Annotated in this window: 17 protein-coding genes and 1 pseudogene; 7 read left to right on the plus strand and 11 right to left on the minus strand. The window is 62.9% G+C overall.

What is annotated here, in order from left to right:
- Positions 1-270: 270 nt before the first annotated feature.
- Positions 271-1,236, minus strand: a complete 966-nt coding sequence (locus tag AC3WJP_RS01740; protein ID WP_493719500.1) for an ABC transporter substrate-binding protein — start codon at positions 1,234-1,236, stop codon at positions 271-273.
- A gap of 248 nt (positions 1,237-1,484) precedes the next feature.
- Between AC3WJP_RS01740 and AC3WJP_RS01745 the strand changes: the two genes are divergently transcribed.
- The 7 genes and pseudogenes from AC3WJP_RS01745 to AC3WJP_RS01775 all read left to right on the plus strand — a co-directional run bounded on the left by AC3WJP_RS01745 (position 1,485) and on the right by AC3WJP_RS01775 (position 9,373).
- A complete protein-coding gene (locus AC3WJP_RS01745; protein WP_493719501.1) occupies positions 1,485-2,642 on the plus strand; it encodes an acyl-CoA dehydrogenase family protein in 1,158 nt (385 codons plus the stop codon).
- A gap of 251 nt (positions 2,643-2,893) precedes the next feature.
- Complete coding sequence (locus tag AC3WJP_RS01750) at positions 2,894-4,558, plus strand: ABC transporter substrate-binding protein (protein ID WP_493719502.1); 1,665 nt, start codon at positions 2,894-2,896, stop codon at positions 4,556-4,558.
- Entirely contained in the window at positions 4,555-5,505 is a 951-nt protein-coding gene (locus AC3WJP_RS01755; RefSeq protein WP_493719503.1) for an ABC transporter permease, read from the plus strand. Before AC3WJP_RS01750 ends, AC3WJP_RS01755 begins: the two co-directional genes overlap by 4 nt.
- 3 nt (positions 5,506-5,508) lie before the next feature.
- Positions 5,509-6,411 carry an ABC transporter permease gene (locus AC3WJP_RS01760; protein WP_493719504.1) on the plus strand — a complete coding sequence of 301 codons (903 nt, stop codon included), beginning with the start codon at positions 5,509-5,511 and terminating at the stop codon, positions 6,409-6,411.
- A pseudogene (locus AC3WJP_RS01765) lies at positions 6,408-7,187 on the plus strand (ABC transporter ATP-binding protein); the annotation flags it as partial. The gene AC3WJP_RS01760 and the pseudogene AC3WJP_RS01765, both read left to right, overlap by 4 nt.
- A 54-nt stretch (positions 7,188-7,241) precedes the next feature.
- A complete protein-coding gene (locus AC3WJP_RS01770) occupies positions 7,242-8,054 on the plus strand; it encodes an ABC transporter ATP-binding protein (protein ID WP_493719606.1) in 813 nt (270 codons plus the stop codon).
- Complete coding sequence (locus tag AC3WJP_RS01775) at positions 8,051-9,373, plus strand: LLM class flavin-dependent oxidoreductase (RefSeq protein ID WP_493719505.1); 1,323 nt, start codon at positions 8,051-8,053, stop codon at positions 9,371-9,373. Before AC3WJP_RS01770 ends, AC3WJP_RS01775 begins: the two co-directional genes overlap by 4 nt.
- A 29-nt stretch (positions 9,374-9,402) precedes the next feature.
- Here AC3WJP_RS01775 and AC3WJP_RS01780 read toward each other — a convergent pair whose 3' ends face one another.
- The 10 genes from AC3WJP_RS01780 to AC3WJP_RS01825 form a co-directional block, all read right to left on the minus strand.
- A complete protein-coding gene (locus AC3WJP_RS01780; protein WP_493719506.1) occupies positions 9,403-10,179 on the minus strand; it encodes an ATPase in 777 nt (258 codons plus the stop codon).
- On the minus strand, positions 10,176-10,427 hold the full coding sequence (locus AC3WJP_RS01785; protein WP_493719507.1) for a hypothetical protein: 252 nt from the start codon (positions 10,425-10,427) through the stop codon (positions 10,176-10,178). The genes AC3WJP_RS01780 and AC3WJP_RS01785 overlap by 4 nt, the downstream gene beginning before the upstream one ends.
- Before the next feature lie 106 nt (positions 10,428-10,533).
- Positions 10,534-12,090: a glycosyltransferase family 39 protein gene (locus AC3WJP_RS01790; RefSeq protein ID WP_493719508.1), complete on the minus strand. Its 1,557-nt coding sequence runs from the start codon at positions 12,088-12,090 to the stop codon at positions 10,534-10,536.
- Between the two features lie 10 nt (positions 12,091-12,100).
- Entirely contained in the window at positions 12,101-13,300 is a 1,200-nt protein-coding gene (locus AC3WJP_RS01795) for an HD-GYP domain-containing protein (RefSeq protein WP_493719509.1), read from the minus strand.
- Positions 13,301-13,473: 173 nt separating this feature from the next.
- A complete protein-coding gene (gene treS / locus AC3WJP_RS01800; protein WP_493719510.1) occupies positions 13,474-15,537 on the minus strand; it encodes a maltose alpha-D-glucosyltransferase in 2,064 nt (687 codons plus the stop codon).
- Between the two features lie 92 nt (positions 15,538-15,629).
- On the minus strand, positions 15,630-17,897 hold the full coding sequence (locus tag AC3WJP_RS01805) for an ATP-dependent DNA helicase (protein WP_493719511.1): 2,268 nt from the start codon (positions 17,895-17,897) through the stop codon (positions 15,630-15,632).
- Positions 17,894-19,591 carry a VRR-NUC domain-containing protein gene (locus tag AC3WJP_RS01810; RefSeq protein WP_493719512.1) on the minus strand — a complete coding sequence of 566 codons (1,698 nt, stop codon included), beginning with the start codon at positions 19,589-19,591 and terminating at the stop codon, positions 17,894-17,896. The genes AC3WJP_RS01805 and AC3WJP_RS01810 overlap by 4 nt, the downstream gene beginning before the upstream one ends.
- An 88-nt stretch (positions 19,592-19,679) precedes the next feature.
- Complete coding sequence (locus tag AC3WJP_RS01815) at positions 19,680-21,101, minus strand: aminotransferase-like domain-containing protein (protein WP_493719513.1); 1,422 nt, start codon at positions 21,099-21,101, stop codon at positions 19,680-19,682.
- 3 nt (positions 21,102-21,104) lie between these two features.
- Positions 21,105-22,556 carry a hypothetical protein gene (locus tag AC3WJP_RS01820; protein WP_493719514.1) on the minus strand — a complete coding sequence of 484 codons (1,452 nt, stop codon included), beginning with the start codon at positions 22,554-22,556 and terminating at the stop codon, positions 21,105-21,107.
- A 235-nt stretch (positions 22,557-22,791) separates the two neighbouring features.
- On the minus strand, positions 22,792-23,814 hold the full coding sequence (locus AC3WJP_RS01825) for a zinc-dependent alcohol dehydrogenase family protein (RefSeq protein ID WP_493719515.1): 1,023 nt from the start codon (positions 23,812-23,814) through the stop codon (positions 22,792-22,794).
- Positions 23,815-23,876: the final 62 nt, after the last annotated feature.

Genomic DNA, 23,876 nt, shown 5'->3' on the forward strand with positions numbered 1-23,876 from the left:
CTGAACAGTACGCCGCCATGCTCTAAGGGCAGGGTCGCAAGCACTGAAACCGGTTTCATACTGAGTCTGAAAAAAACCTGTCGGGTGAGGATCCCGACAGGTTGATGTCCGCCCTGCGCTGCCTTGGCTTCCGTGCAGCCGCGCACTGTGGCGAATTGCCGCGTAGGGTCGTATGAAACAATGCCACTATCAAGAAAAATCTTGTTACATCTTCGCAAAACACTGTTGCGCAAAATAAGCTAATCGCCCATCCCTTGGGCGTTTCGTCAGTCAGGGCTGCTTCGCCACGCCGTCATGCGCCGGAATACTGAAACCCTGAGCGAAGGTCGTTTTGGCATCGAGTGGTTTGCTGATCAGGCCGTGGGCCTGATAGAAGTCGGCCGTCTCCTGCTGCTGGTCGATGGTGTGGGCATCCAGGGTTTCCCAGTGCAATTTACGCCGCTCGAACTGCAGGCGCGCCGCGTCTTCCGGGAAGCCGATGATCTTCGCCAGGCTGCGCGAATAACTGTCGAGGTTGTTGTACGCCCACACCTGCGCCTTCGCCACTCGGGCCAGATAATCCTGCAACGCGGCACGTTTGGCTTGATCGGCCAATGTCGTGTCGGTGGCTGCCAGGAAGCTGTTGCCGGTCGTCAACTGGCTACCATTGACCAGCACCCTGCCCTGTTTGCTCAGCTCGGAAAGCGCCGTATAGGGTTCCCAGGTCGCCCAGGCATCCACCGAGCCATTGGCCAGGGCCATCTTCGCGTCCACTGGGCCGAGGAAGCGCAGGTCCACGTCCTTCTCGCTCAAGCCGACGCTGGCCAAGGCCTTGAGGGCGACGAAGTGGCCGATCGAGCCGCGCCCGGTGGCAATGCGTTTGCCTTTGAGGTCGGCAGCGGTCTTGAGCGGCGAATCCGGCGCCACCAGCACCGCGGTGCCGTAGCCATCGGACTTGTCCACGGCGATGGCCTTGACCTGCGCTCCCGCGGCCAGCGCGAACAGCAGCGGCGCGTCACCGATGATGCCCGCGTCGACGGCGCCGGCGTTCAGCGCCTCGGCCAATGGGGCGGCCGCGGGAAACTCGGACCAGCGAATGTCATAAGGCAGGTCACGCAGTGCATCGGCAGCTTCCAGTTGCGCGCGCATGTTGCCCTTCTGGTCGCCGATACGCAGTTCCACGCGATCGGCTGCAAGGGCGTTGCCGGCCAGCAGCAAGGCGGCGCCGAACGCTATTGATCGTACGAAGTGAGGCATGTGCGGGTCCTTTCAAGAGAAAAAATAGAACTGAATCGTCTTAATCTGATTTTTTTATACTGTAAATGGAATTACAGAATCAGTGAAATGCATTTTATGCATATCCTAATATGCGAAATATGATCATTAGCTTAGATCTATAAAGCATTTCACACGGACCCATCGACCGGCATAGGGTCATGACCCCTACCCTTACGGACGAGCCCTGTGAACGCTTGTTACCGATCGGCCCCATGGAGACGCGCCCGATGACCTTTTCCGCTGCGCAGTTCAGCCCCGCGCCACAACCTCTGGATCTGGATGCCGTGCTGGCATCGATCACCGAAACACTGGCTGCTACCGCTGCCGAACAGGATCGGCTCGGGACCTTCCCGACCGCCAACTTCGCGCTGTTGCACAGCCATGGTCTGTTGAGCCTCACCGTGCCCAGAGCATTGGGTGGCAGCGGCAGCGATCTGGCTACCGCGCGCAAGGTGATTGCCGCCGTCGCCAAGGGGGAACCCTCGACGGCGTTGATCCTGGTGATGCAGTACCTGCAGCACCTGCGTCTGCAGGACGACCAGCGCTGGCCCGCGGCATTGCGTCAGCGCCTGGGCCGCGACGCTGTGGAGCATGGCGCGCTGATCAATGCCTTTCGCGTCGAACCCGATCTCGGCAGCCCGGCGCGTGGCGGCTTGCCAGCCACCATTGCCCGCCGTACCACCGAGGGCTGGCGCCTGAGCGGCAGCAAGCAATTCTGCACCGGCAGCCATGGCCTGACCTGGTATCTGGTCTGGGCTCGCAGTGATGACGCCGATCCGCTGGTGGGTGGCTTTCTGGTGCACAAGGACAGTCCCGGCGTGCGCATCGTCGACGAGTGGGACCACCTGGGGATGCGCGCCACCTGCAGCCATCGGGTGGAGTTCGACGATGTCTTGCTGCCCCTTGATCATGCCGTGTCGGTCAACCCTGCCAGTGCGCCCCAGGCAGTGCTGGATGGTGAGGGTTTGCTGTGGATGTCGGTGCTGCTGGGCAGCCTGTACGACGCCGTGGCCCATGCTGCGCGAGACTGGCTGGTGTCGTTTCTCCAGGAGCGAGTGCCGACCAACCTCGGCAAGCCCTTGTCGACGCTGCCGCGCTTCCACGAAGTGGTCGGGCGTATCGATACCCTGCTGTTTACCAACCGCCACCTGCTCGACAGTGCCTGCGCCGGGCAAATGGACTCGGCGCACGCGGGTCAGCTCAAGCAGTTGGTCAGTGCCAACGCGATTCAGGCGGTAGAACTGGCGATCGAGGCCGCCGGCAACCCGGGGCTGTCGCGCAAAAACCCGCTGGAACGGCACTTTCGCAATGTGCTGTGCAGCCGCGTCCATACCCCTCAGGACGATGTAGTGCTGGCAGCGGCGGGACGCAGCGCGCTGGGCTGAGGAAAAACGGCGAGGGCACCACCCTCGCCTGCCACTCGCACAAGGTTGATATCATGGAATTGCATCTTTCTCAGATGTCTAGATGCGCGAATTGAATAATATGCATATTCGAAAAAGGCATTTCCACGCTTATGCTTATGCAAATACCATCGAGCGCAGACGACCTCGTCACGCCCATGAACCTACTTTGACGCTATCGAACCTGCACCCCCACCCCGGGCCAGCGCCAGACGCAATGGACGACGCTCGCTATGCCTACCCCCTCCCTGCTCCGCTCCCTGGCCCGCATCCCCGCGCCTCGCACCGCACTGGCCCTGGCAGTGCTGCTGGCTGCCGCCGCGAGCTTGCCAGGCTGCTCACCCTCGCAGGCAGATGCCCAGGCCGCCAGCACCTTGAAGATCGCCTTCTTTTCGGACAACACCCAGTTGGTGAGCCTCGATCCGTTTCAGGTCTATTGGCTGGAACACCGTGTAGTGCTGCGCAATATCGCCGAGTCCCTGACCGATCAGGACCCGCAAACCGGCAAGATCATTCCCTGGCTGGCCGAGCGCTGGGACATCAGCGCCGATGCCCGTGAATACACCTTCCATCTGCGCAAAGGAGTGACCTTCAGCAACGGCGAAGCCTTCGATGCACAAGCGGTCAAAACCGCCTTCGACACCGACAAGGCCTTCGCCGCTGCCGTGCCGAGTGCATTCGGCTCGACCTATCTGGCCGGTTATGACCACGCCGAAGTGATCGATCCGCTGACCGTCAAGCTGGTGCTGGCGCGGCCTAACGCCGGTTTTCTCCAGGCAACGTCCACCACCAATCTGGGCATCCTGGCGCCTGAGTCCTATCGCAAGACGGCCAAGGAGCGCTCGCTGGGTGCGATCATCGGCACTGGCCCGTTCGTGCTGGATCACTACACCCCGGAATCCGGCCTGCGTCTGGTCAAGCGCAAAGGCTACGCCTGGGCCTCGGACAACGTGCAGAACAAGGGCGAGGCCCATCTGAGCACGATAGACGTTTCCTACATCCCGGAAGAAAGCGTGCGCAACGGTCAATTCCTGCAAGGTCAGGTGGATATTCTCTGGCCCCGCGATCCGTTTTCCGAAGTCGACCTCAAGCTGTTCCAGAGCAAGGGTGCCAGCATCCAGAGTCGCTCGTTGCCCGGCCCGGCCTTGAACCTGTATCCCAACACCAGCGGCACGCGCATCCTGTCCGACATCAACGTACGCCTGGCACTGCTCAAGGCAATCGACCGCAAGACCTACGCCAGCACCGTGTACAGCCAGGACTTCCCGGTGGTCGATGGCGTGTTCGACGTCAGCACGCCGTATTTCCGCAGCCAAGGCGCCAAGCTCGGCTATGACCCGCAGGGCGCCGAGCAATTGCTGGATAAAGCCGGTTGGCGCAAAGGTGCCGACGGCTACCGCGCCAAGGATGGCAAGCGCCTCACGCTGGTCGACAACCTGGCGATCAAGGAGACCCCGGGCGATGTGCTGATCCAGGACCAGCTGCGCAAGGTCGGCGTCGACCTCAAACTGCGGGTCCAGACCAAAGCCGAATGGGCTGCGGCGAACTCCTCGGGCAACTATGACCTGACCTCCACCTACATGACCCGCGCCGACCCGATCATCCTGCAGACCATCCTCGATCCGCGCAGTGCCTACAGCGCCACAGTGGCCACCAACATCTACCCGCCCGCCATTCTCGACCAGGCGCAGTCGTTGTTCGACGCGGGCCTCACCGCCACTACTTCCGAGCAGCGCGCCAAGGCCTATGACGGCTTGCAAGACTTGTTGATCGATCAAGGCTCGGCGATCCCGGTCTACGAGCGCGTGTGGCAGGCCGCGACCGCCGCGCGGGTGAAGAACTTCCACTGGAGCGCCGAAGGCTTCGCGTTCCTCAACGACATCGAGGTCAAGCCATGAAGCGCTATCTGCTCGGGCGGATCGCTCAGGCCGGGCTGGTGCTCTGGGGTGCCTACACGGTGACCTATTTCATCCTGTACCTGCTGCCCGGTGATCCGTTGTCGATCATGCTCAGCGCTTCCGGAATGGAGGTCGATTCGCTGTCGCCCGAGCAGTTGGCCAAGGCCCGCGCCTATTACGGTCTCGAGCAAGGTTTGATCCAGCGTTACGTGCACTTGCTCTGGGGCGTGTTGCACGGTGACCTCGGGCAATCGCTGACGCTGAACCGGCCGGTGACCTCGATCCTCGCCGAGCGCCTGCCGCAGACGATGTCGCTGGCCGGGTTCGCGATCCTTTTATCACTGCTCGGCGGCATCGGCCTGGCCTATCTGGCGGCTTATGTGCGCTGGCAGCCGCTGAAAACCGCGCTTGCGCGCCTGCCGGCGCTGGGCTTTTCGGTGCCGGTGTTCTGGATGGGCTTGCTGTTGATCCAGGTCTTCGCCTTCGGCCTGGGCTGGTTCCCGTCCACTGGCAGCATCGGCTTTTCCAGCCTGGTGTTGCCTGCCGTGACTTTGGCGATCCCCAGCGCTGCGGTGTATGCGCAGGTGCTGCAGCGCGGCTTCGCCGATGTCTGGCGCGAACCTTACATCGTCACCGCCTACGCCAAGGGCCTGAGTCGCGCTCAGGTGCAGGCCCGCCATGGCTTGCGCAACGCGGCCTTGCCGCTGCTGACGCTGATCGGCCTGCAGGTCGGCAACACGGTGTCCGGGGCGGTGCTGGTGGAAACCATCTTCGCCCGCAACGGTGTCGGTCGCCTGGTTCAGGAGGCGGTCATGCGTCAGGACATTCCGGTGGTGCTGGGGATCGTGACGGTATCCGCCGCGGCCTTCGTACTGGTCAATCTGCTGGTCGATCTGCTCTATCCGGTACTCGACCCACGTATCACTCATGCCCCCAAGGTGACTTGAACCATGACCGCCTTCGATCAACTGTCCACTCGCGCCCGTAGCGAACCTGTTGAACTGCCGCTGTGGCAGCCACGGCGCCGCTGGCTACGCCTGCTCGATGTGGCGGCGCCCTTGCGGCGTCGGCCAGGCTTCGTGCTGGCCACCGCGCTTATCGCCTTCACGCTGCTGGCGGGCCTGATGCCGTGGTTGTTCAGCGGCCTCGACCCCTACGCCACCGCGCCCGCCGCCAAGCTGCTGGCACCCAGCAGTGCGCACTGGTTCGGCACCGATGAACTGGGCCGCGACTTGTTCACGCGCGTGCTGTACGGCTCGCGGCTGTCGGTCGAGGCCGCGCTGTTGGCGGTCGGTCTGGCGCTGGTCAGTGGCCTGGGCCTGGGCATCGTTTCGGGCTTTATCGGTGGGCGCGTGGACGCGGTGATCATGCGCTTCATCGACGTGATGCTAGCGCTGCCCGGCCTGCTGCTGGCGTTGGCGATAGTCACCGCCATCGGTTTCGGCACACTGCCGGTGGCCATTGCGGTGGGTGTCGGCATCATCCCCGGCTTCGCCCGCACTACCCGCGCTGAGGTGCTGCGGGTCAAGACCCTGCCCTACGTCGAGGCCGCGCGCCTGGGGGGTGCCAGCTGGGGGCGCACGCTGCTGCGCCATGTATTGCCCAATGCCTGGGGCCCGGTGGCAGTGCTCGCCACCCTGGATTTCGGTGCGGCGATCCTCGCCACCGCCGGCTTGAGCTTCCTCGGCTTCGGCGCGGAACCGCCCGCGGCGGAATGGGGCACCTTGATCGCCAATGGCCGGCAGTTTCTGATCACCGCGCCGTGGGTGTCCTTGCTGCCGGGGCTGTATGTGGTGCTGGTGGTGTTCAGCCTCAACCACATGGCGCGCACCTTCGAGGAGCTGGAGCGATGAGCGACTTGATCGAGGTCGACAACCTCAGCGTCAGTTACCACAGCGGCGGCCGCGTCACCGCGGCCGTGCGCAATCTGTCCTTCACTCTGGTGGCCGGGGAGACCCTGGCCATCGTCGGCGAATCCGGCTCGGGCAAGACCACTCTGGCCAGCGCCTTGATGGGCCTGCTGCCGGTGAGTGCTCGCGTCGATGGCGGCAGCTTGCGGGTCACCGGGCACGACATCAGCCATGCCAATGACAAGCTCAAACGCCAGTTGCGCGGCCGGGTGATCGGCCTGGTGCCACAAGACCCGATGGTCAGCCTCAACCCGACCTTGAACATCGGCCGGCAGATTGCCGAGAGCCTGATCCAGCTCCACGGCCGGCGCTATCCGGCGCTGGATGCCGATGTGCTGCAACTGCTCGAACAAGTGGGGCTGGACAACCCCGAGTTGCGCGCCCGGCAATATCCTCATGAACTCTCCGGCGGCATGCGCCAGCGTGTGCTGATCGCCATCGCGTTGGCCGGCAACCCGCAGGTGATCATCGCCGACGAACCCACCAGTGCCCTGGACGTGACCGTGCAACGGCGCATCCTCGATCACCTTGAGCAACTGGTCAAAGCCCGTGGTATCTCGTTGTTGATCATCACTCATGACCTGGGCGTGGCGGCCGATCGTGCCGACCGCGTGTTGGTCATGAAGAGCGGTGAACTGGTCGAACAAGGGCCTGCCGGCCAGGTGCTGTCCAATCCGCGGCAGCCCTATACCCGGGAGTTGCTGGCTGCCGCGCCGGCCTTCGGTAATCGGCCCAGCCCGGTACCGATCGGCAACACCAGCCGCCAGCCGCTGTTGCGGCTGGAAAACATCAGCAAGCATTACCGACTGCCTGCGCGTAAAGGCCAGGCGCAGAGCTTTCAAGCCGTGCAGGACCTCAGCCTGGAAGTATTCCCCGGGCAAACCCTCGCCATCGTCGGTGAATCCGGCTCGGGCAAGAGCACCAGCCTGCGCATCGCCCTCGGCCTGGAGGCGCCAAGCGCCGGGCGGGTGCACTTTGCCGGCCAGGACCTCACCGACTTGAGCTGGAAGCAGTTCCGGCCGGTACGCCAGCGCATGCAGTTGGTGCAGCAGAATCCCTTCGCCGCCCTCGACCCGCGGTTCACGATTTTCCAGAGCGTGGTCGAGCCGCTGCAATCGTTCGGGCTGCTCAAGGGCGAGGCCCTGTACCAGGCGGCGCGCAAATTGATGGATCAGGTGCAGTTGCCCGTCAGTTATCTCGACCGCCTGCCCCGCGAGCTGTCCGGTGGGCAGCGCCAACGGGTGGCGATCGCGCGGGCCCTGGCGCTGGAACCGCAACTGCTGCTGCTCGACGAGCCGGTGTCGGCGCTGGACGTTTCGGTGCAAGCGCAGATTCTCGACCTGCTGCGCAGCCTGCAAGCCGATCTGGGCATCGCCTACGTACTGGTGTCCCACGACCTGGCTGTGGTCGCCAGCCTCGCCCATCAAGTGGTGGTGCTGCGCCAGGGCCAGGTGGTCGAGCGCGGCGCCGCCGGTGACGTGCTCGACTCGCCGCAACACCCCTATACCCGCGAACTGCTGGACGCGATCCCCGGACGCCGCCCAACCCAGGTCGCCGATCCACTCAAACAAGGACTACCCGCATGAGCAAACGACAACTGCACCTGGGCGCGATGATTCATGGCGTCGGCCATGGCTGGGGCGAATGGCGCCACCCCGATGCGCTGGCCGATGCCAGCACCAATTTCGCGTTCTACAAGCAGGAGGCACGAACCGCAGAGGCGGCGTTGTTCGACTTCGCTTTCATTGCCGACAGCCTGCACATCCACGCCAAGTCCAGTCCGCACTACCTCAACCGCTTCGAGCCGCTGACCATACTTTCCGCCCTGGCCGCCGTCACCGAGCACATCGGCCTGGTGGCGACCATCACCGTGAGCTACACCGAACCCTTCCAGGTGGCGCGACAACTGGCTTCACTGGATCACATCAGCGGCGGTCGCGCAGGCTGGAACGTGGTCACCTCATGGCTCTCCGGCACCGCCGACAACTTCGGCAAAGCCGAGCATCCACCCCATGCACAACGTTATCGCATCGCCCGCGAGCACGTGCAGGTGGTCAAGGGCCTGTGGGATTCGTGGGAAGACGACGCTTTTGTACGCAACAAGGACAGCGGCGAATTCTTCAGCCCCGACAAGCTCCACACCCTCAATCACCAAGGCGAGTTCTTCAAGGTCAAGGGGCCGCTGAACATCGCTCGCTCGCGTCAGGGTCAGCCGCTGATCTTCCAGGCCGGGGTGTCCGAGGACGGGCGCAACTTTGCCGCGCAGAATGCCGATGCGATCTTCGCCAGCCCTGAGACGTTCGACGAAGCCCGCGCCTACTACAGCGATATCAAGGCCCGCGCCGAAGGTTTCGGTCGCGATCCGCAAACCTTGTTCCTGCTGCCCGGCATCCGCCCCATCGTCGGCCGCGACGCCGCTGATGCCGAGGACCGTTATCAGCAGGCGGTTGCGCTGGTCAGCATCGAGGATGCCATCGTCGCCCTTGGCCGGCCGTTCAACGATTATGATTTCAGCCCCCACGACCTCGATGCGCCCTTCCCCGACCTAGGGGATCTGGGCAGCAACAGCCATAAAGGCACCAGCGACGCGATCAAGCGTCTGGCAAGGGAAGAGCAGCTCACGCTGCGCGAGGTTGCGCTGCGGTTCTCACAGCCGAACCGCGATTTCACCGGTACTGCCGAGCAAGTCGCCGATGCGATTCAGTATTGGTTCGAGAATGGCGCAGCGGATGGTTTCATCATCCGCTCGCTGCTGCCGGACGGCTTGGCGCGCTTCACCGAACTGGTAGTGCCGGTGCTGCAGGAACGCGGCCTGTGGCGCCGGGAATATTCCGGAAACACCTTGCGCGACAACTTTGGCCTGGCAGTGCCAGTCAACCGCCATACCCAGCATCGGGTGGCCTGAGGTTGCGCAATTGCCAATTGCCGTCAGGATCAGTCCTGACGGCTTTGGTTCAAGGTGTTGGCGTCGATGCCGAATTTCTCGAGCACCGCATCGCTGAACCAATTTGGCAATTCGCTGGACTTGATTTCCAATTCTTGGCTATCGGTAATTTCTGCTAGCCAGACCTGCCCGCCGGGTATCCCTGAGTTATCGAAGATAAAGGCCCTGTGGGACAGGCGAATGGCATCGACAAGGAGATCCAGCGAGCGCTTGTAGCGCTCACGGATCTTGTCCGGTGCTACGCCGTGGCCACCGCTCAGATAACGCGCTTCGACGCGAGAGACGTTGATTTCCGCATCATCGGTAGCGATGTAATAAACATAGACGCGATAACCCTTCTGCCGCGCCTGGGCCAGAAGCGCGATCTTGCTCCGATCGGACATCACCGTTTCAAACGTAAAGCTGGCACGTGCCTCCAGCAGTTGCTGACGGATGTAGTCGCTGATTGCGGAAGCCAGGTAGGAGTCAAACACCACGCCATTCAGATGTAGCACGCTGCCACGCAGGGAGAGCCGTGCGATAACGTCGTCTGCAATATCGGATTTTTTCAAGACGGGATGTAGCGAGAGGAATTCGATAAAGCCGTGCGCGTCGGCTTCGACGTTGAAATCGCGAAAATCCAGCTCGCTACCGGCTTTTATCTTTTTCTCGATCTCATCAGCGTTGACATACACCCCGAGCAGTCGGGGCGCGATCATCGTATTGAAACAGCTTTTACCTGAGCCGTTGGGCCCGGCGAAAATACGAATCCGTGGCGTAGTGCTCAAGCATGGTTCTCGCGCAGATCCTTGAGCTGAATGCACATGCCTTTGCGCGCGTGAATGGTGCGTTTGCTGGCGCGCAAGACACGTTCCTGATGACCTGCTTCAACCTCCAGCAGTTGGCCATCCTGAATATAGAGCACCCGATAACCTCGCTTGAGCGCATCCTCTCGGGCATGACCAAAAGCCACAGCAGCCAAGTAAGGAATTTGCCCTTCTTCATCGTTCAGTTGCAGCTCGGATGTCTGGGACATGTGCAGTGCCTCCGGGTCAATCGAATGGACATATTATGCACCAAATCTCGCCCCTGTACCCAACGAGTTGCTGGTGCGCCCCTGATGACTGGCCAGGTACACCGATCTACAGAGCCCTGTGCGCCTGATACAAGCGCAATTCGGTATCGCCGATCTTGTGGTCCTCAAGCAACTGCCACTGCCCTGGGATGGCATGGAAGTCATCCGGCGGCTGGGCGCTGCCGACCAGCCATACTCGGTTGTCCTGGGGCGGCAGTTGGCTCAGGTCATCGACATAGATGTTCGGGCCTTGCGCATCCACCAGTGTGCCGAAGCCGTAGGCGTTCGGGCGCCCGGCACCGCCTTCGGACTTCGGCAGGGTCAGCAGCTGTGGCACTACCGGCGTGGTGCTGTAGTAGACGTAGGTGAAGTACCAGAACAGATCGCTGATCACCACGGTATCGCCCGGCTGGTAATGCTGGTTGACGTAGTCGACCAATTCATCGAATTGCGGCTCGTCGACCCGATAGACCTCCTTGAGCCCTACCCCATCCACCAGCAGCGTAGCCACCAGCACCGCCGTCGCCAGCAGCCGCGACTTGCGCCACAGTTGCGCGATCGACAGCGCCACCAGCATCGGCAGGCCGATGGCGGCGAACATCAGGTAGCGCTCGACCAGCAGCGGCGAGAGCCATGACAGCACAAACACCGCCACCATCGGGGCGAAGGTGTACAGCACCAGAAAACGCGCAAAACCCTGCGCACTGCGGTCGCTGCGCACCACCACGCCGGCCAGGGCGATAACGCTGAGCGGCAGCAGGAAATACACCACTCGGGGCATGGACTGGCCGTCGCTCATGGTCCAGAACTCCCAGGTCGAGGTGGCCAGCGACCAGAGCGTGACCGGCGCTATCCAGCCGACATCGCCTCCGGCCTCCAACTGCGGCAGATGGGTCAGCTGGTCGTACAGCTTAGGCACCCAAGGCATGAACAGCAGCGCGATGGCGATATTGGCCAGCCACCAGGGCGCGCGCCACAACGGCTTGTACACCGCGCCATGGCATGGATCGCGGCGCAGGCTGCGCCCGCCCACGTGCAGCCAATGCACCAGCACGCAAAAGATCGTGAAGTAGTGGGTATAGAAACTCGCTGTCATCAACAGCACGTAAAGGCCCAGCCAGCCCTTGCGCTCCGGCGTGCGCAGCCAGTGCATCAGCGCCAGGGTGGCACCGAGCAGCAGCAAGGTGAGCCACGAGTACATGCGCACTTCCTGGCTGTAGCGCACGGCAAAGGGGAACAGCGCCATCAACAAGGCGGCCAGCAGCGCGGTTTTCGGCGATGCCAATTGCCGCACCAGCAGCGCACCGACCAGCACGGTGGCAATGCCGGGGATCGCGCTGAGCAGACGAATGGCAAACAGCCCTTGGCCGAACATCGCCATCCACAGGTGCAGCAGCAGGTAATAGAACGGCGGATGGACATCGTGGGCCGCGTGAAACCACAGGTCCGGCAGCGGGTATTGGCTGGTGATGATGCTGGAGGCTTCGTCGCACCAGATCGCTACCGCCGTCAAACCGTGCAGGCGCACGACGGTCGCCAGTACCAGTACCGCGCCCAGGGCGAGCATGAATCCGAGGCGCGAGCGCCGCGTCCGGGTCACGGTCGGCGACGGTAGAGAGTTCATTGCAGTCAATTCAACTTCCTGGTCGACCCGCCCAGAGGTCATCGATGTCGCCCAGGTTCCAGTCCTTGGCCGATTCGATGCGGATGATCTTGTCTTCTTCACCGAAACGCGACAGGTCAACCACCTTGCGCTCCAGCTGCATTTTCGTCCGCGCGGACAATAGCATCATTACCTTGGGTTTGAGCAAGGATTTCTCGTCCTGATCGACCACTACCCCGATTCGCTGACTCTGCAGGCGTACCAGCGCTCCAATGGGGTAAATGCCCACAGTGCGCACGAATGCCTGAAACACTTGCTCGTCGAAATGCCCAGCCCAGCTGGCCATCTCGCGGATCGAATGAGCCGGCCCCCAGGCCTTCTTGTAAGGGCGCTCGGAGGTGATCGCATCGTAGACATCACAGATTGCCGCCATTCGCGACAATAGGCTGATCTGCTCGCCTTGCAATCCGAACGGATAGCCACTGCCGTCGAATTTTTCATGATGATGCAGGCACACATCGAAGGCGGCGGCATGCAGCACCCCGCTTTGCTGCAGAATCTTCACCCCGCCTTCAGGGTGCAGGCGCATGGCGGCGTATTCGGGATCGGTGAGGCGCCCGGGCTTGTTGAGGATGTCCGAACCGATGGTCATCTTGCCGATGTCGTGCATCAGCCCCGCGATACCGGCTTCACGTACCCAGCTATCCGGCAGATCGAGCTGGCGCGCCAGGGCCATCATCAGCGCGCAGACCGCCACCGAATGCATGTAGGTGTATTCGTCGCTGCTCTTGAGGCGTGACAGGCTGATCAAGGCGTGAGGATTGCGAATCACCGAATTGGCGATCTCTTCGACCAGCGCCTCGGATTCCTCGGTATTGATCGCAAGGCCCATGCGCGCGTTGTTGAACATGCTGGTGACAGCGGCCTTGGCACGGGTGCAGATGATGTAGGCGCGGGACATTTCCGCATCCATGGCGACCCGCTTGGCGGGTGCGGGGTCGGGTTCGCCGACCGGCGCGGGTACCTCGCAGACGGTCTGAACCAGGACATCACGACCCTTGTCAGTGTCGATCATCACCGCAGAAATCGCCGAACGCTGAATCCGCAGAATGTCCTGGGGATCGCTCAGCACAAAGCGTTCCTTCCAGAACGGGTGATCAATCCAATTACCACAGAGTTCATGGATATACATGCCGACAAGCAGTTCTGATGTAACGATTTTCTTGATCATTCAGCCGCCCCGACACGCCACTCGCGCACGATTGCATCTTGCCACTATTCAACGCTGCCTCAATAACGAAATTATGCGAATTTATCGGTAAAAGCTCGCGTGGCTCGACCGGTGGCCGGGGCGTGACTCGAAACATGAACCAGTCAGTAAGTTTCGGTCACTCCCCGGGCGGATCACGGCAAAGAAGTACTCACCACACGCAGCGCGAGGCCTTCATAAGGGTCCAGCGTGATGGTGAATTCACCCTGCTCGGTGAGATCGCCTTCGACGCGCTCATTGATGATATCGACCACCGGCCCTGGCGCTACACCCGGCAAATGCAACGTTTCGACCAAAGGCTCGGCCGAGAAGTTGAGCGCGGTGATCTGGGTGCCCTTGCCCGCCGGCAACTCATGCACCATTACCAGCAGGCCAGGATGCTGCACGTCGGGGATAAGGATCTGCTTGCTGGCGGCGATATCGTAAGCGCGGCGCACCGCGAGGATCTTCTTCAACTGCGAGGCGAAGGAGTCGGGGCGCTGCAACTGCTCGGGCAAGCTGCCATACAGCGCGCGAGCCTTGGGCATCTGCCCGGTGGAAATCTCGGCGTCCGCGTCAAGGTCGACCAGGTCGTACGCGCCACGGTGGATCCAGCGCGTATCACCGTCGGCCATCAAGTGCGCGACCTGCTCGGCAGGCAGTGGCAAGGCGCCCACCAGGTCCCAGCCGGACAGCGCAAATACCCCAGGTTGCATGGCGTTATACATGGCCAGCAGCAGGTGAATATGCTGGATGCGGGCGATGTCCTCCGGCGTCAGGCTGTCGAGCTCGCGGATGCCCAGCGCCGCAGTAATGATGCTGGCGGTGGTGCAGGACACGCCATTGGTGACGAACTTGAGGTTGTAGGGAGCATGTTCACCGGCCAGGCGCTCGTACATCTCCTCGCGGATATGCTCGCGCAGAATGTTGCCCGGGAACGTCTGGCCTTGGTACAGGTAGGTGTCGTGGGCGTGCAGCGTCCAGAAGTGCACCAGTTCCAGGGTCAGTTCGTCGTGGTTTTGCAGGGCGTGGATCAGCGAGGCCGGATCGATGCCGAAGTGGTGCGTCTGGCGCAGCATCAAGCGCAGGAACTCGGTATTGCCAGTGAGCAGCGCGTGTTGATAGGCCGGGCGAGTGATGAAGTCATAGGACAGGTCCGCGCCACCGTGGGACATGCTGGCGATGTCATCGATGGTCAGGTTCAGCTCCTGAAAGCTGAAACCGCCGGCCTTGCGAATGGCGCCGCCGAGCAGCTGGTTGCCGACCACCGACAGCGGGTGGCTCTCGGACCAGGCGTTACCTTCCGGACGCCGCTCGACGCCCAGGAAGCCGTTGGCGTCCAGGCGCAGGATGCGCGCACCCACCACGTCAATGGCATGCAGGGCATCGCCGATGATCATCTGCTGGGCGGCGAAGCTGGGGTCGAGCCAGTTGAGCGAGGGCTGGCCTTCCTTGAAATAGTGCAGGTACACCCAGCGCCGCGGCTTGCCGTCGACACCGACCACCACCGGGGTGGTACTCCAGTCGGTTTCCTTGACCCCGGGCTCGAAGAAGATCACCCGTTGCAACTGGCCGACGATGTAGTGCTTGTCGCGCAGCAGATCGACCACATCGGGCGCCAGGTTGCAGGCATCGCGCCCGGCCGGCACCTCGGGGAGCAGCGGCCAGTCCTCCTCCTTGATTTCGACCATGTGGTACAGCCCCGGGTATTGCCCGTAGGCCATTTCCGCCAGGCGAAAGTCCGCACCCTTGCCGGTGTGCGACGGGATCGCATCTTCGATGACCACGGCGTTGTGGGCGGCGGCGATGCGGCTGAGCGCGGTGAGTTCGGCCTCGGTGCCCAGGCTTGGATCGATCTCGAAGCTGATGCGATCGAAGTTGCCATCGATGGTCGGGGTGAAGCTGGTGCCCTGCAAGCCGCCGGAGCGTTTCAGCGGGCCGTTGTGAATGCCCTGGATGCCGATTTCCGATAGCGCGTGCCACAGCGCTTCATCCCCTAGCGCTTGCAGCACCGAACCACCTTCGCGGGTGATGATCGAGGCGGGATAGGCAGTAAACCAGACCGAGGCGATCGCCGAGGCGTCTCTGGGGCGGGCTTGCGCGAAAGGCCGCTGCCACAGTCGGGCCTGGCCTGAATACAAGGTGGCGCGCTGTTGCGCGGCATGCAGCATCGACTGGTCGACCAGCCATTGCACGTGTTCCGGTGTCGGTTTGCTCATGGGGCAGGTTCGTCCATCTGGGTGGCTGCTGTCCCCTTTTATGATTGCCGTGGACGCTAACAGTTGCATCGCGCGTTGGCATTGCGCAGGGGTCATGCACAGCCGATGGGCGCGGGCCACCAACTGGGCAGCAATGCCTGCACCTTGGCCTCGGCAAATCGGTCGTCGATCAGCACTACCACGCCTTGATCCTGCACGCCGCGGATCACCCGTCCAGCCGCCTGCACCACCTTCTGCAGGCCTGGGTACAGATAGGTGTAGTCGTAACCCGCGCCAAAACGCGACTGCAGGCGCTGTTTGAGTTGCTCATTGACCGGATTGACCTGGGCCAGCCCCAAGGTCGCGACAAAGGCGCCGATCAGGCGGCTGCCGGGCAGATCGATGCCCTCGCCGAAGGCACCACCGAGCACGGCGAAGCCGATGCCCTGCCCTGCGGCCTGAAAACGTTCGATAAAGGCCTCGCGGCGCGATTCGTCCATCTGCCGTTCCTGCAGCCATAGCGTCAGCTGTGGATAGCGTTCGGCAACCAGCGCGGCGACCTGTTGCAGATAGTCGAAGCTGCTGAAAAACGCCAGGTAGTTGCCGGGCCGCTGGGCGAACTGCCTGGCGATCAGCTCGGCGATCGGGACGAGTGACGCCTGGCGATGGCTGTAGCGGGTGGAAATATGCCCGGCCAGCTGGACCTCCAACTGCTCGGCGGCAAACGGCGATTGCACATCGATCCAGGCGTAATCGGCCGGCATGCCCAGCAGGTCGGCAAAGTAGTGGCGCGGGCTGAGCGTGGCCGAAAACAGCACGCAGCTGCGCGCCGCCGCCAGCCGCGGGCCAAGCAGACGCGCCGGCACCGCGTTGCGCAGGCACAAGCGCGAATGGCTGCGCTGCCTCGGCCCCTGTTGCAGGCTGATATCGAATACATAGCCGTCGTCGAACAGCTCGGCCACCTTGGTGAACTGCAACGCGGTGAAATAGAAGTCCATCAGCTCGGGGGCCAGGCCTTGCGGTTGCTCGTTGAGCAGATCACCGATCCTGGCGACGCAGCGCTGCAACGCCAACAGCAGCAGGGTCGGCGGCGTGGCGTAGGCCTGATACACCGCGATCTGCTCCTTGTGCAGCGCGTTCCATTCGCGGTTGAGCCGTTGCAGGACGCTTTTCAGTACCGCTGGAGCCTGCTTGCGCAGCATCTGCAGGTTGCGCTGGTCGAGGCTGGCGCTGTACATCTGGCGACCGCGCTCGACCAGGTTGTGGGCTTCGTCCACCAACACCGCGAGGCGCCACTGGTGCTCCTGAGCCAGGCCGAACAGCAAGGCGCTCATGTCGAAGTAGTAGTTGTAGTCACCCACCACCACATCCACCCAGCGGGCCATTTCCTGGGACAGGTAATAAGGGCAGACGTCATGGGCCAATGCGATATCGCGCAGATTGGCACGGTCCAGCAAGGTGGCTCGGGCCGCCATCGCCCGCGCCGCCGGCAGCCGGTCATAGAAACCTTTGGCCAAGGGGCAGGCATCGCCATGGCAGGCTTTGTCGGGATGTTCACAGGCCTTGTCGCGGGCCACCAGCTCCAGTACCCGCAAGGGCAAGTCCGGCTGCGCGGCATGCACCTGGCGCAAGGCATCGAGCGCCAGTTGTCGGCCTGGGGTCTTGGCGGTGAGGAAAAAGATCTTGTCCAGTTGCTGCGGGACCATGGCCTTGAGCATCGGGAACAGCGTGCCCAGGGTCTTGCCGATGCCGGTGGTGGCCTGCGCCATCAGGCAGCGCCCGGTGCTCACCGCCTTGTACACGGTCTCGGCCAACTGCCGCTGGCCACTGCGAAAGCTGCCGTGGGGGAACGTCAGCGCCTGCAGCCCGGTATTGCGCACTTCGGTGCGCTGCATCTCTTGCCGCGCCCAGCCGAGGAATTGGCGGCACAGGCGCTCGAAATAGTCACGCAGGTCAGCCGCCTGCCAGGTCTGCTGGAATCGCGTCTGGCGGTCGCTGTCGATGTCCAGGTAGACCAGCGCCAGCTCGATCTGCGGCAATTGGCGTTGCTCGCACAGCATCCAGCCATACAGGCGCGCCTGGGCCCAGTGCAATTGTCGGTGGTTGTCGGGCTGGCGGCTCAGGTCGCCGCGGTGGGTCTTGATCTCTTCAAGGCAATTGGCACAGGCATCGTAGCCGTCGGCGCGGCCGCGTACCTGCAGCTCTTCGAAATCCAGGCTAAGGGTGACTTCGCGCTCATAACCGGCTGCCCGCCCGGAAGTGACCCGCAGGTGCCCTTGTATCCCCTCCAGCGCGGTGGGTGACGGGGTGAAACGCAGGTCAAGATCGCCGACCTTGGCGGTGAACTCGCACAGCGCCCGAACCGAAACGCGGTAACTCAAGCCTCGGCCTGCTGCGGGACGGCATCGAGGGGTGTGTCATCGATGGCGGTCTGCCAGGTGACATAGCAGACCTGCACGGGCATCTGCTGTTCGGCGCAGAAGGCCAGCCAGCGAACCTGGTTGTCCTGCAGGCGATCGCCCGGGCCTTTGACCTCGATCATCCGGTAGCTGCCGCGCTGCGGCCAGAACTGAATCAGGTCCGGCATGCCGGTGCAGTTGGCCTTGAGGTCTTCAAGCATGCGTCGGAAGCACTGCAGCAGATGCGCGGCGGGCAGGCAGTCCAGGGCCATGTCGAGCAAGGCTTCGTCCAGCACGCTCCAGTACACGAAGGGCGACTGCAGGCCGAATTTGTCGCGATAACGCTGGCGTATGGTCGCTTGATAGCGACCGTCCTCGAGCTCCATCAGGCACGCCTCGAACAATCCGGCTCGACGCGCGTGGAAGTCGGCCTGATGCAGGTCGGCGGGGCCACTCTGGAAGGGGTGAAAGAAGGCCCCCGGCAAGGGCGCGAAGATCGCCGGCCAGCACAGCAGCCCGAACAGCGAGGTGAACAGGGTGTTCTCGACATAGAACACTGGCCCGCCCTCCTCCTGCAGATGCGCCTGGACCCAGGCTTCGACGCTGCGAGCCGCTCCGTCGCGCTGCAGGTGCAGGTCCAGGCGTTGTGGCGGTTGCGCCTTGCGCCTGGCCTGCGCGGATACGCCCAGAGCACGCTGCAGGCGTGGCAGCATGCGCTGCAGCTGCTGGCGCTCGGCGCCATTGCAGGGCGCCAGCAAAGCGCTTTGGGCGAGCTCGACGGCTTGCCCGAAACAGCCCATGCGTTCCAGCACGCGGACCTGCCGTGCGCGGCTTTCGGCGAAGGCGCTGGCCTGATAGATCGCCAGCGCCTGATCCAGCTGCCCTTCACGTTCGTACAGATAGCCCATTTGAAACAGCAGTTTGTCGCGTCGGCCACGCAGCCACGGGTTGTCGAGCTGCAGGCTCAGCACCTCGGCCACCAGAGCATCGCGCTCGTGACCCGCCTCCAATGCCTGGCGGGCGTCGTGCAGGACCATGTACTGATCGATATGGCTCGCGTGGTGCAGGCTGCGCGACTCGGGGCTCAGGGGCACCTGTTCGTAGCGGTAGATACCCAGGTCGGCCAACACGAACTCGGACCAGTCCTGGTACAGATTGCCGAAAAACAATAGGCGCATGCGCTCGCACAGACTGCGGATCTGCAAGGCGTAGAGCGCATCGCCCGGCTCCGGCCACCACTGGGCGAACGGCAGCTCGTCGAGGTAGTGCTCGCTTAGTTGCTCGAGCCATTGCGCCTTGCGCGCCCCCGAGAGCAGGCCGTGATGGCGAAAGCGCTGGTAAAGCTCGGCCTTGGCCAGCACCTCGAACAATTGCGTCAGGCTGATGGGATGCTGGTCGTCCACCCAACCGCGCTGCAGCAAGGGTGCCACGGCAACTTCGGTGGCGCCGATTTCGCCATAGACCAGCTTGCTGGCCCGGTACAGGGGGCCTTTGCGCATGATCATCCGTACGAGCAGGGCCTGGGCCGCCTGGTCCAATGTGGCGAAATCCTCGACGAACGCCAGCTCCTCGTTGCAGAGCACATCGCTGTAACGCTCGCGCAACCAGGCCAGTACCTGGCGAAAATTGCTGAGGTAGTAGAACGGGTCTTCGAGGGAGTTGGCGGGAGTGGTCACGAGACAGAATTCAGCGAAAAAACATTGGGCTGTTTATACATACAGTCCCGCGCAATGACAATGTCTGGCGACCAATGGATCGCCCGGATCAGACGCGGCTCGCCTGCAACGCCTTGCGCAACTCGGCGATTACTCGTCCGGGCAACCCCATTCCGTTGACCGGGCAAGCGATGCGCAGGCATTGCCGGTGATGACCCTGACTGCTGAACAACGGACCCGGGGCGATCAAAATGCGCCGCTTGAGCAGATGCTCGTACACCCGCTGCGCATCTGTGGGGTGGCGGCCGCTCACCCACACCCCATTGCCACCCGCCGGCATGGGTACGTTCAGCAGATCGCCCAGATTGTCGTCCAGTTGCTGCACCAGCCGACCGACATTGAGCTTGAGGCCATTGCGCAGCGAGCGCAGATTGCCATCGATGGCCCCGCGCTGATAAAGACGCGCCACGGCTTTCTGACGCACCGGGGGCAATTGGAAGTCCCGCTGCAACAGGCATTGGCGTACCGGCAGCGCAATCGGCGAGCGTGCCTGAGGTGGGACCAGCAAGTAGGCGTAGCGCGCCTCTGCGCCGATGGTCCGCGCGAACGAGCCACAGACCAGCAAGCGCTCCGGCGCCACCCACTCGCGCATCGGTGTCTCACTGGAGAAACACAGTTCACCGTGATCGTCATCCTCGAGCACCAGACTGCCGTGCTGGTCGAACAATTCAGCCAGGGCCTGTCGTCTGCTGCTCGGCATGAGCGCGCCTTGGGGGCCATTGAAGGTGGAGCCGAGAATCACCAGCGCCACCGAGCGTGCGCGCAAACAGTGCGCGGCTTGCGCCAGGTCCGGGGCGCCCGCGGCATCCAGCGGCAACTCGCAGACGTCCATGTCTGCCGCTTTGAGCGCCATCAGCCACACCGGGGATGCCGGTGTCGTGATCATTACCGTGCGGCCGCGGATATCCAGTGCGCAGAGAATGATGTCGAGCATGGCGCGCAGATCGGCCGCCAGATAGACATCATCGGCGCACCAGCGGTGATGGGTGCCCCGGGTATATCGCGCTGCCAGCTCACGGCGCAATGAGGGCTCGCCCAGCGGATGGCTACCGAGGCTGCGGTGCTGGCGTTGGATTTCCCGTTCACGGGCGGTCAGCGCCTGGCCGAAGGCATCGCCTGGCCAGGGGTCACTGCGATGCAGAACCAGCATGCCGGGGGTGCAGGCATGATGATAGAGACTCTGCAGCAGATCGGGTTCAGCGGCAGGCACGGCTGGGTCGGCTGCCGGAATGGGCGGCGCTGCAGCGACGACGGCGTAATAACCGGACTTGGGAACGGAAACGATCCGGCCCTCGCTCTCCAGTAGCTGGTAAGCGTGCTGCACCGTCGAGACCGACACCGCCAGGCGGTTGGCCAGGTCGCGCAATGACGGCAGGCGGATCTTGCGCTCACCGGTGGCTTCGGCGATCAAGGTCGAAAGATAGTCATAGACGGCTTGATAGGCATAGCCGCGTGCCATTGCTTCAGCCATGTCTCAGGCGTCCACGGCTTGCACGGCAGACCAGGCTGGCAATCCAGTCACTGGATGCAGGCCACGCACACCACGGTTGCTGAGCGGCCAATGCTGGGTGTTCGCCAGCAGCGCCTGGTCATCGTCGACATGCACTCGCGCCATGCCATACAGCTGGCGCAATCGTGACAGCGGCAAGCCGCTGCTCTCGCTCAGCCATCGCTCTACAGGTTGGGGCACGCTTTCGCCCCTCAGGGCATCGTGCATGTAGGGCAGTGCCCGAGGCATGCTGTGATGGCAATGGCGAAGATAGCGCGCGAGCCCGGCGCCCCGGTCGACGAAGGGGGCGAACAGCATGCACACCAACTGTTTTTCGCCCAGTCCATAACGCGCCATGAGCATTGCATTGGCCCGCTTGCGGTGGGCAACCAGTGCCGCCTTGGTGGCATAGCCGTTGAGCAGGATACGAATCCACGTCTGGGGCAGCTTGCGCTGACGCAGCAGGGGGACGCACAGGTTCAGGTAATGCTCGATGCCGTCGCGGTAGTCCAGCAGCGTCAGGGTTTCGGAGCGCAGCCCGGCGAGATGCGCCAGCAGCAGCGGATGGGCGCAATCAGCCTGGCCGACTGCTCCGCTCAGGTCCGTCAGGCGAAAGCCGAGGAACTCGAGCAACGCAATACAGGGTGTATCGAGGACTTCATCCATCAGATCGTCCAGTGCCAGCGACTTGATGGTCCGCGGCAGGCAAGCGCTTCGCCCCAGTCCGGCGCGCAACTCGGCGAACGACTGCAGTAACGGATCGGTGAGTTCCCGTTGCTGCTCCAGCGACTGAGCACGGCGCGCGACCTGGCGCGCCCAGAGCCGATATTGATGGCGTTGGCGTGGCGACTCGAGCCGCACCAGCGCATCGACACCGGCGCCCCAGCTCAGGCAGCGCTGCAAGCCATGGATATAGCGTTGATGGTCGAGATGGCAGAAGGTCGCGCGGGCATCGCCGCCAGTGAGTTGGCCCGCCATCAACAGATTCTGGTGCTGCGCCGCCGGCATTGGCTCTATGCCATTGTCCGGCAGGCTGAATGGCGCTACCTGCCGATCATCGGCCAGGAGCGTCTCTACCCGGGGATCGTCCTCCACGAACAGCGCTGAATACAGGCGTCGCAGGTTGCCGGCAGTGGGCTCGCTCAGGGTTTCGTGGCGGCAAGTCACGATTCGCAGCACGAAGGTCTGACCGCAGCGTAACGCCAGGCTCAGCTGCGCCGCCCGCAGGAAGGCCACCGCCTGGGCACTTTCGCGGCCGCCATTATGGGCGACCATCACCCGGTAGCCACCTAGATGCTCCGGGCCACCTGCCGCCAGGATAATGCGCCCGATCAACTGCTCCAGCGCCAGGCGCTGGCGATGGGAGTAATGGCACTGCAGCTTCTGTAGCACCTGCAGATAGACGTAATTGATGGCTTGTTGATGCAACTCGCTCAAGATCGATCCCTGTCATAACCGTCGGGCAATGTGCTCCGCACCCGCGGGGTGGCAATTGGCAGGAAGTATTATCGGGGCGCTGGGAGGTATTGGAAGATACAGATAGGACTGGAAAACCAGTGCAGATTACCGGAATTTTCCTACACGGCGATCAGGGAAGCGTAAGCGGGGATGTAGCGGGCCAAAGGCCATTGCGACCTTGGGCGAGAGAGTCCGACTCCCTCGCCTGCTCGCGTTAGGCGGGTTCGATTTCCAGCGCCACGCGGGCGCCGCAAGGGCACTCGTCCATGTAGCGATGCGCTTGGACGAACTCGCCGAAGGGGTAGACACGAATCTCCTGGGGCAACAGGATGCGGTCCGCGGTCATCTGATTGATGTCCGCCAAAGCCCGCTGCAGCGCCTCATGATCCTGCTCGATGCCCAGCTCCGGCTTGCCCGTGAAGTTTCCGATGCAGTGTACGTAGAACTGGATGTTCTTCTGGAACGCCGCGCAGGCCGGGAACGGCGTCTGGTTGCCGCCTTGCAGGCCATACAGAATCAGGCTGCCACGCGGTGCAAGCACATCGCCCATCAACGACATCTGCGGGCCACCCAGGCCGTCGAAGACCATATCGACGCCACGGCCATCGGTGAACTTGCTGATCTGCATGACCAGATCCTGTTCCTCGGTGACGATGACCTTTTCGGCGCCGAGGGCCAGCAGATAGTCACGCTGCTCCGCCGATTTGGTCGCTGCGACGACCCGCACACCCAACGCCTTGCCCAATTGCACGAAGGCAGGACCGGCACAATGGCTGGCATCGGTGACCAACGCAATCTGACCGGGCTTGGTACGGGCCAGGTCGCGATACGCGAAGTACGCGATCAGCAACGGCGTGTAATGAACGCTGGCCTGAACCGCAGTGAGCAGTTCGGGATAGCGGGTCAGCGCGGTCACCGGGAGTACGATGACTTCACCGTAGACCGGATATTGATTGGGGCTCTCGGCCGGAAAGCTGGCAACCTTGTCGCCCACGGCCAACGCTTCGACGCCCTCGCCCACAGCGACCACCACACCGGCCATCTCGTGGCCCAGGCCGGCGGGCAGGCGAGCATGGGAGGACGCCAGGTTCTGACGCCAGAGAATGTCGTACCAGCTGATGCCGATAGCTTCGACACGAACCTGCACTTCACCAGGCGCAGGCAAAGCGGCTGCGTGCTCTTCGCACTTGAGCACATCTGCCGGACCGAACTTGTGAAAACGGATCGTGCGGGACATCGCAAACCTCGTCAAAGTAACCTCTAATGCCATGAACTTTATCGGGGCTTTCCCGCTAAGGC

The sequence above is a fragment of the Pseudomonas sp. GW821-FHT01A09 genome, assembly GCF_058986725.1.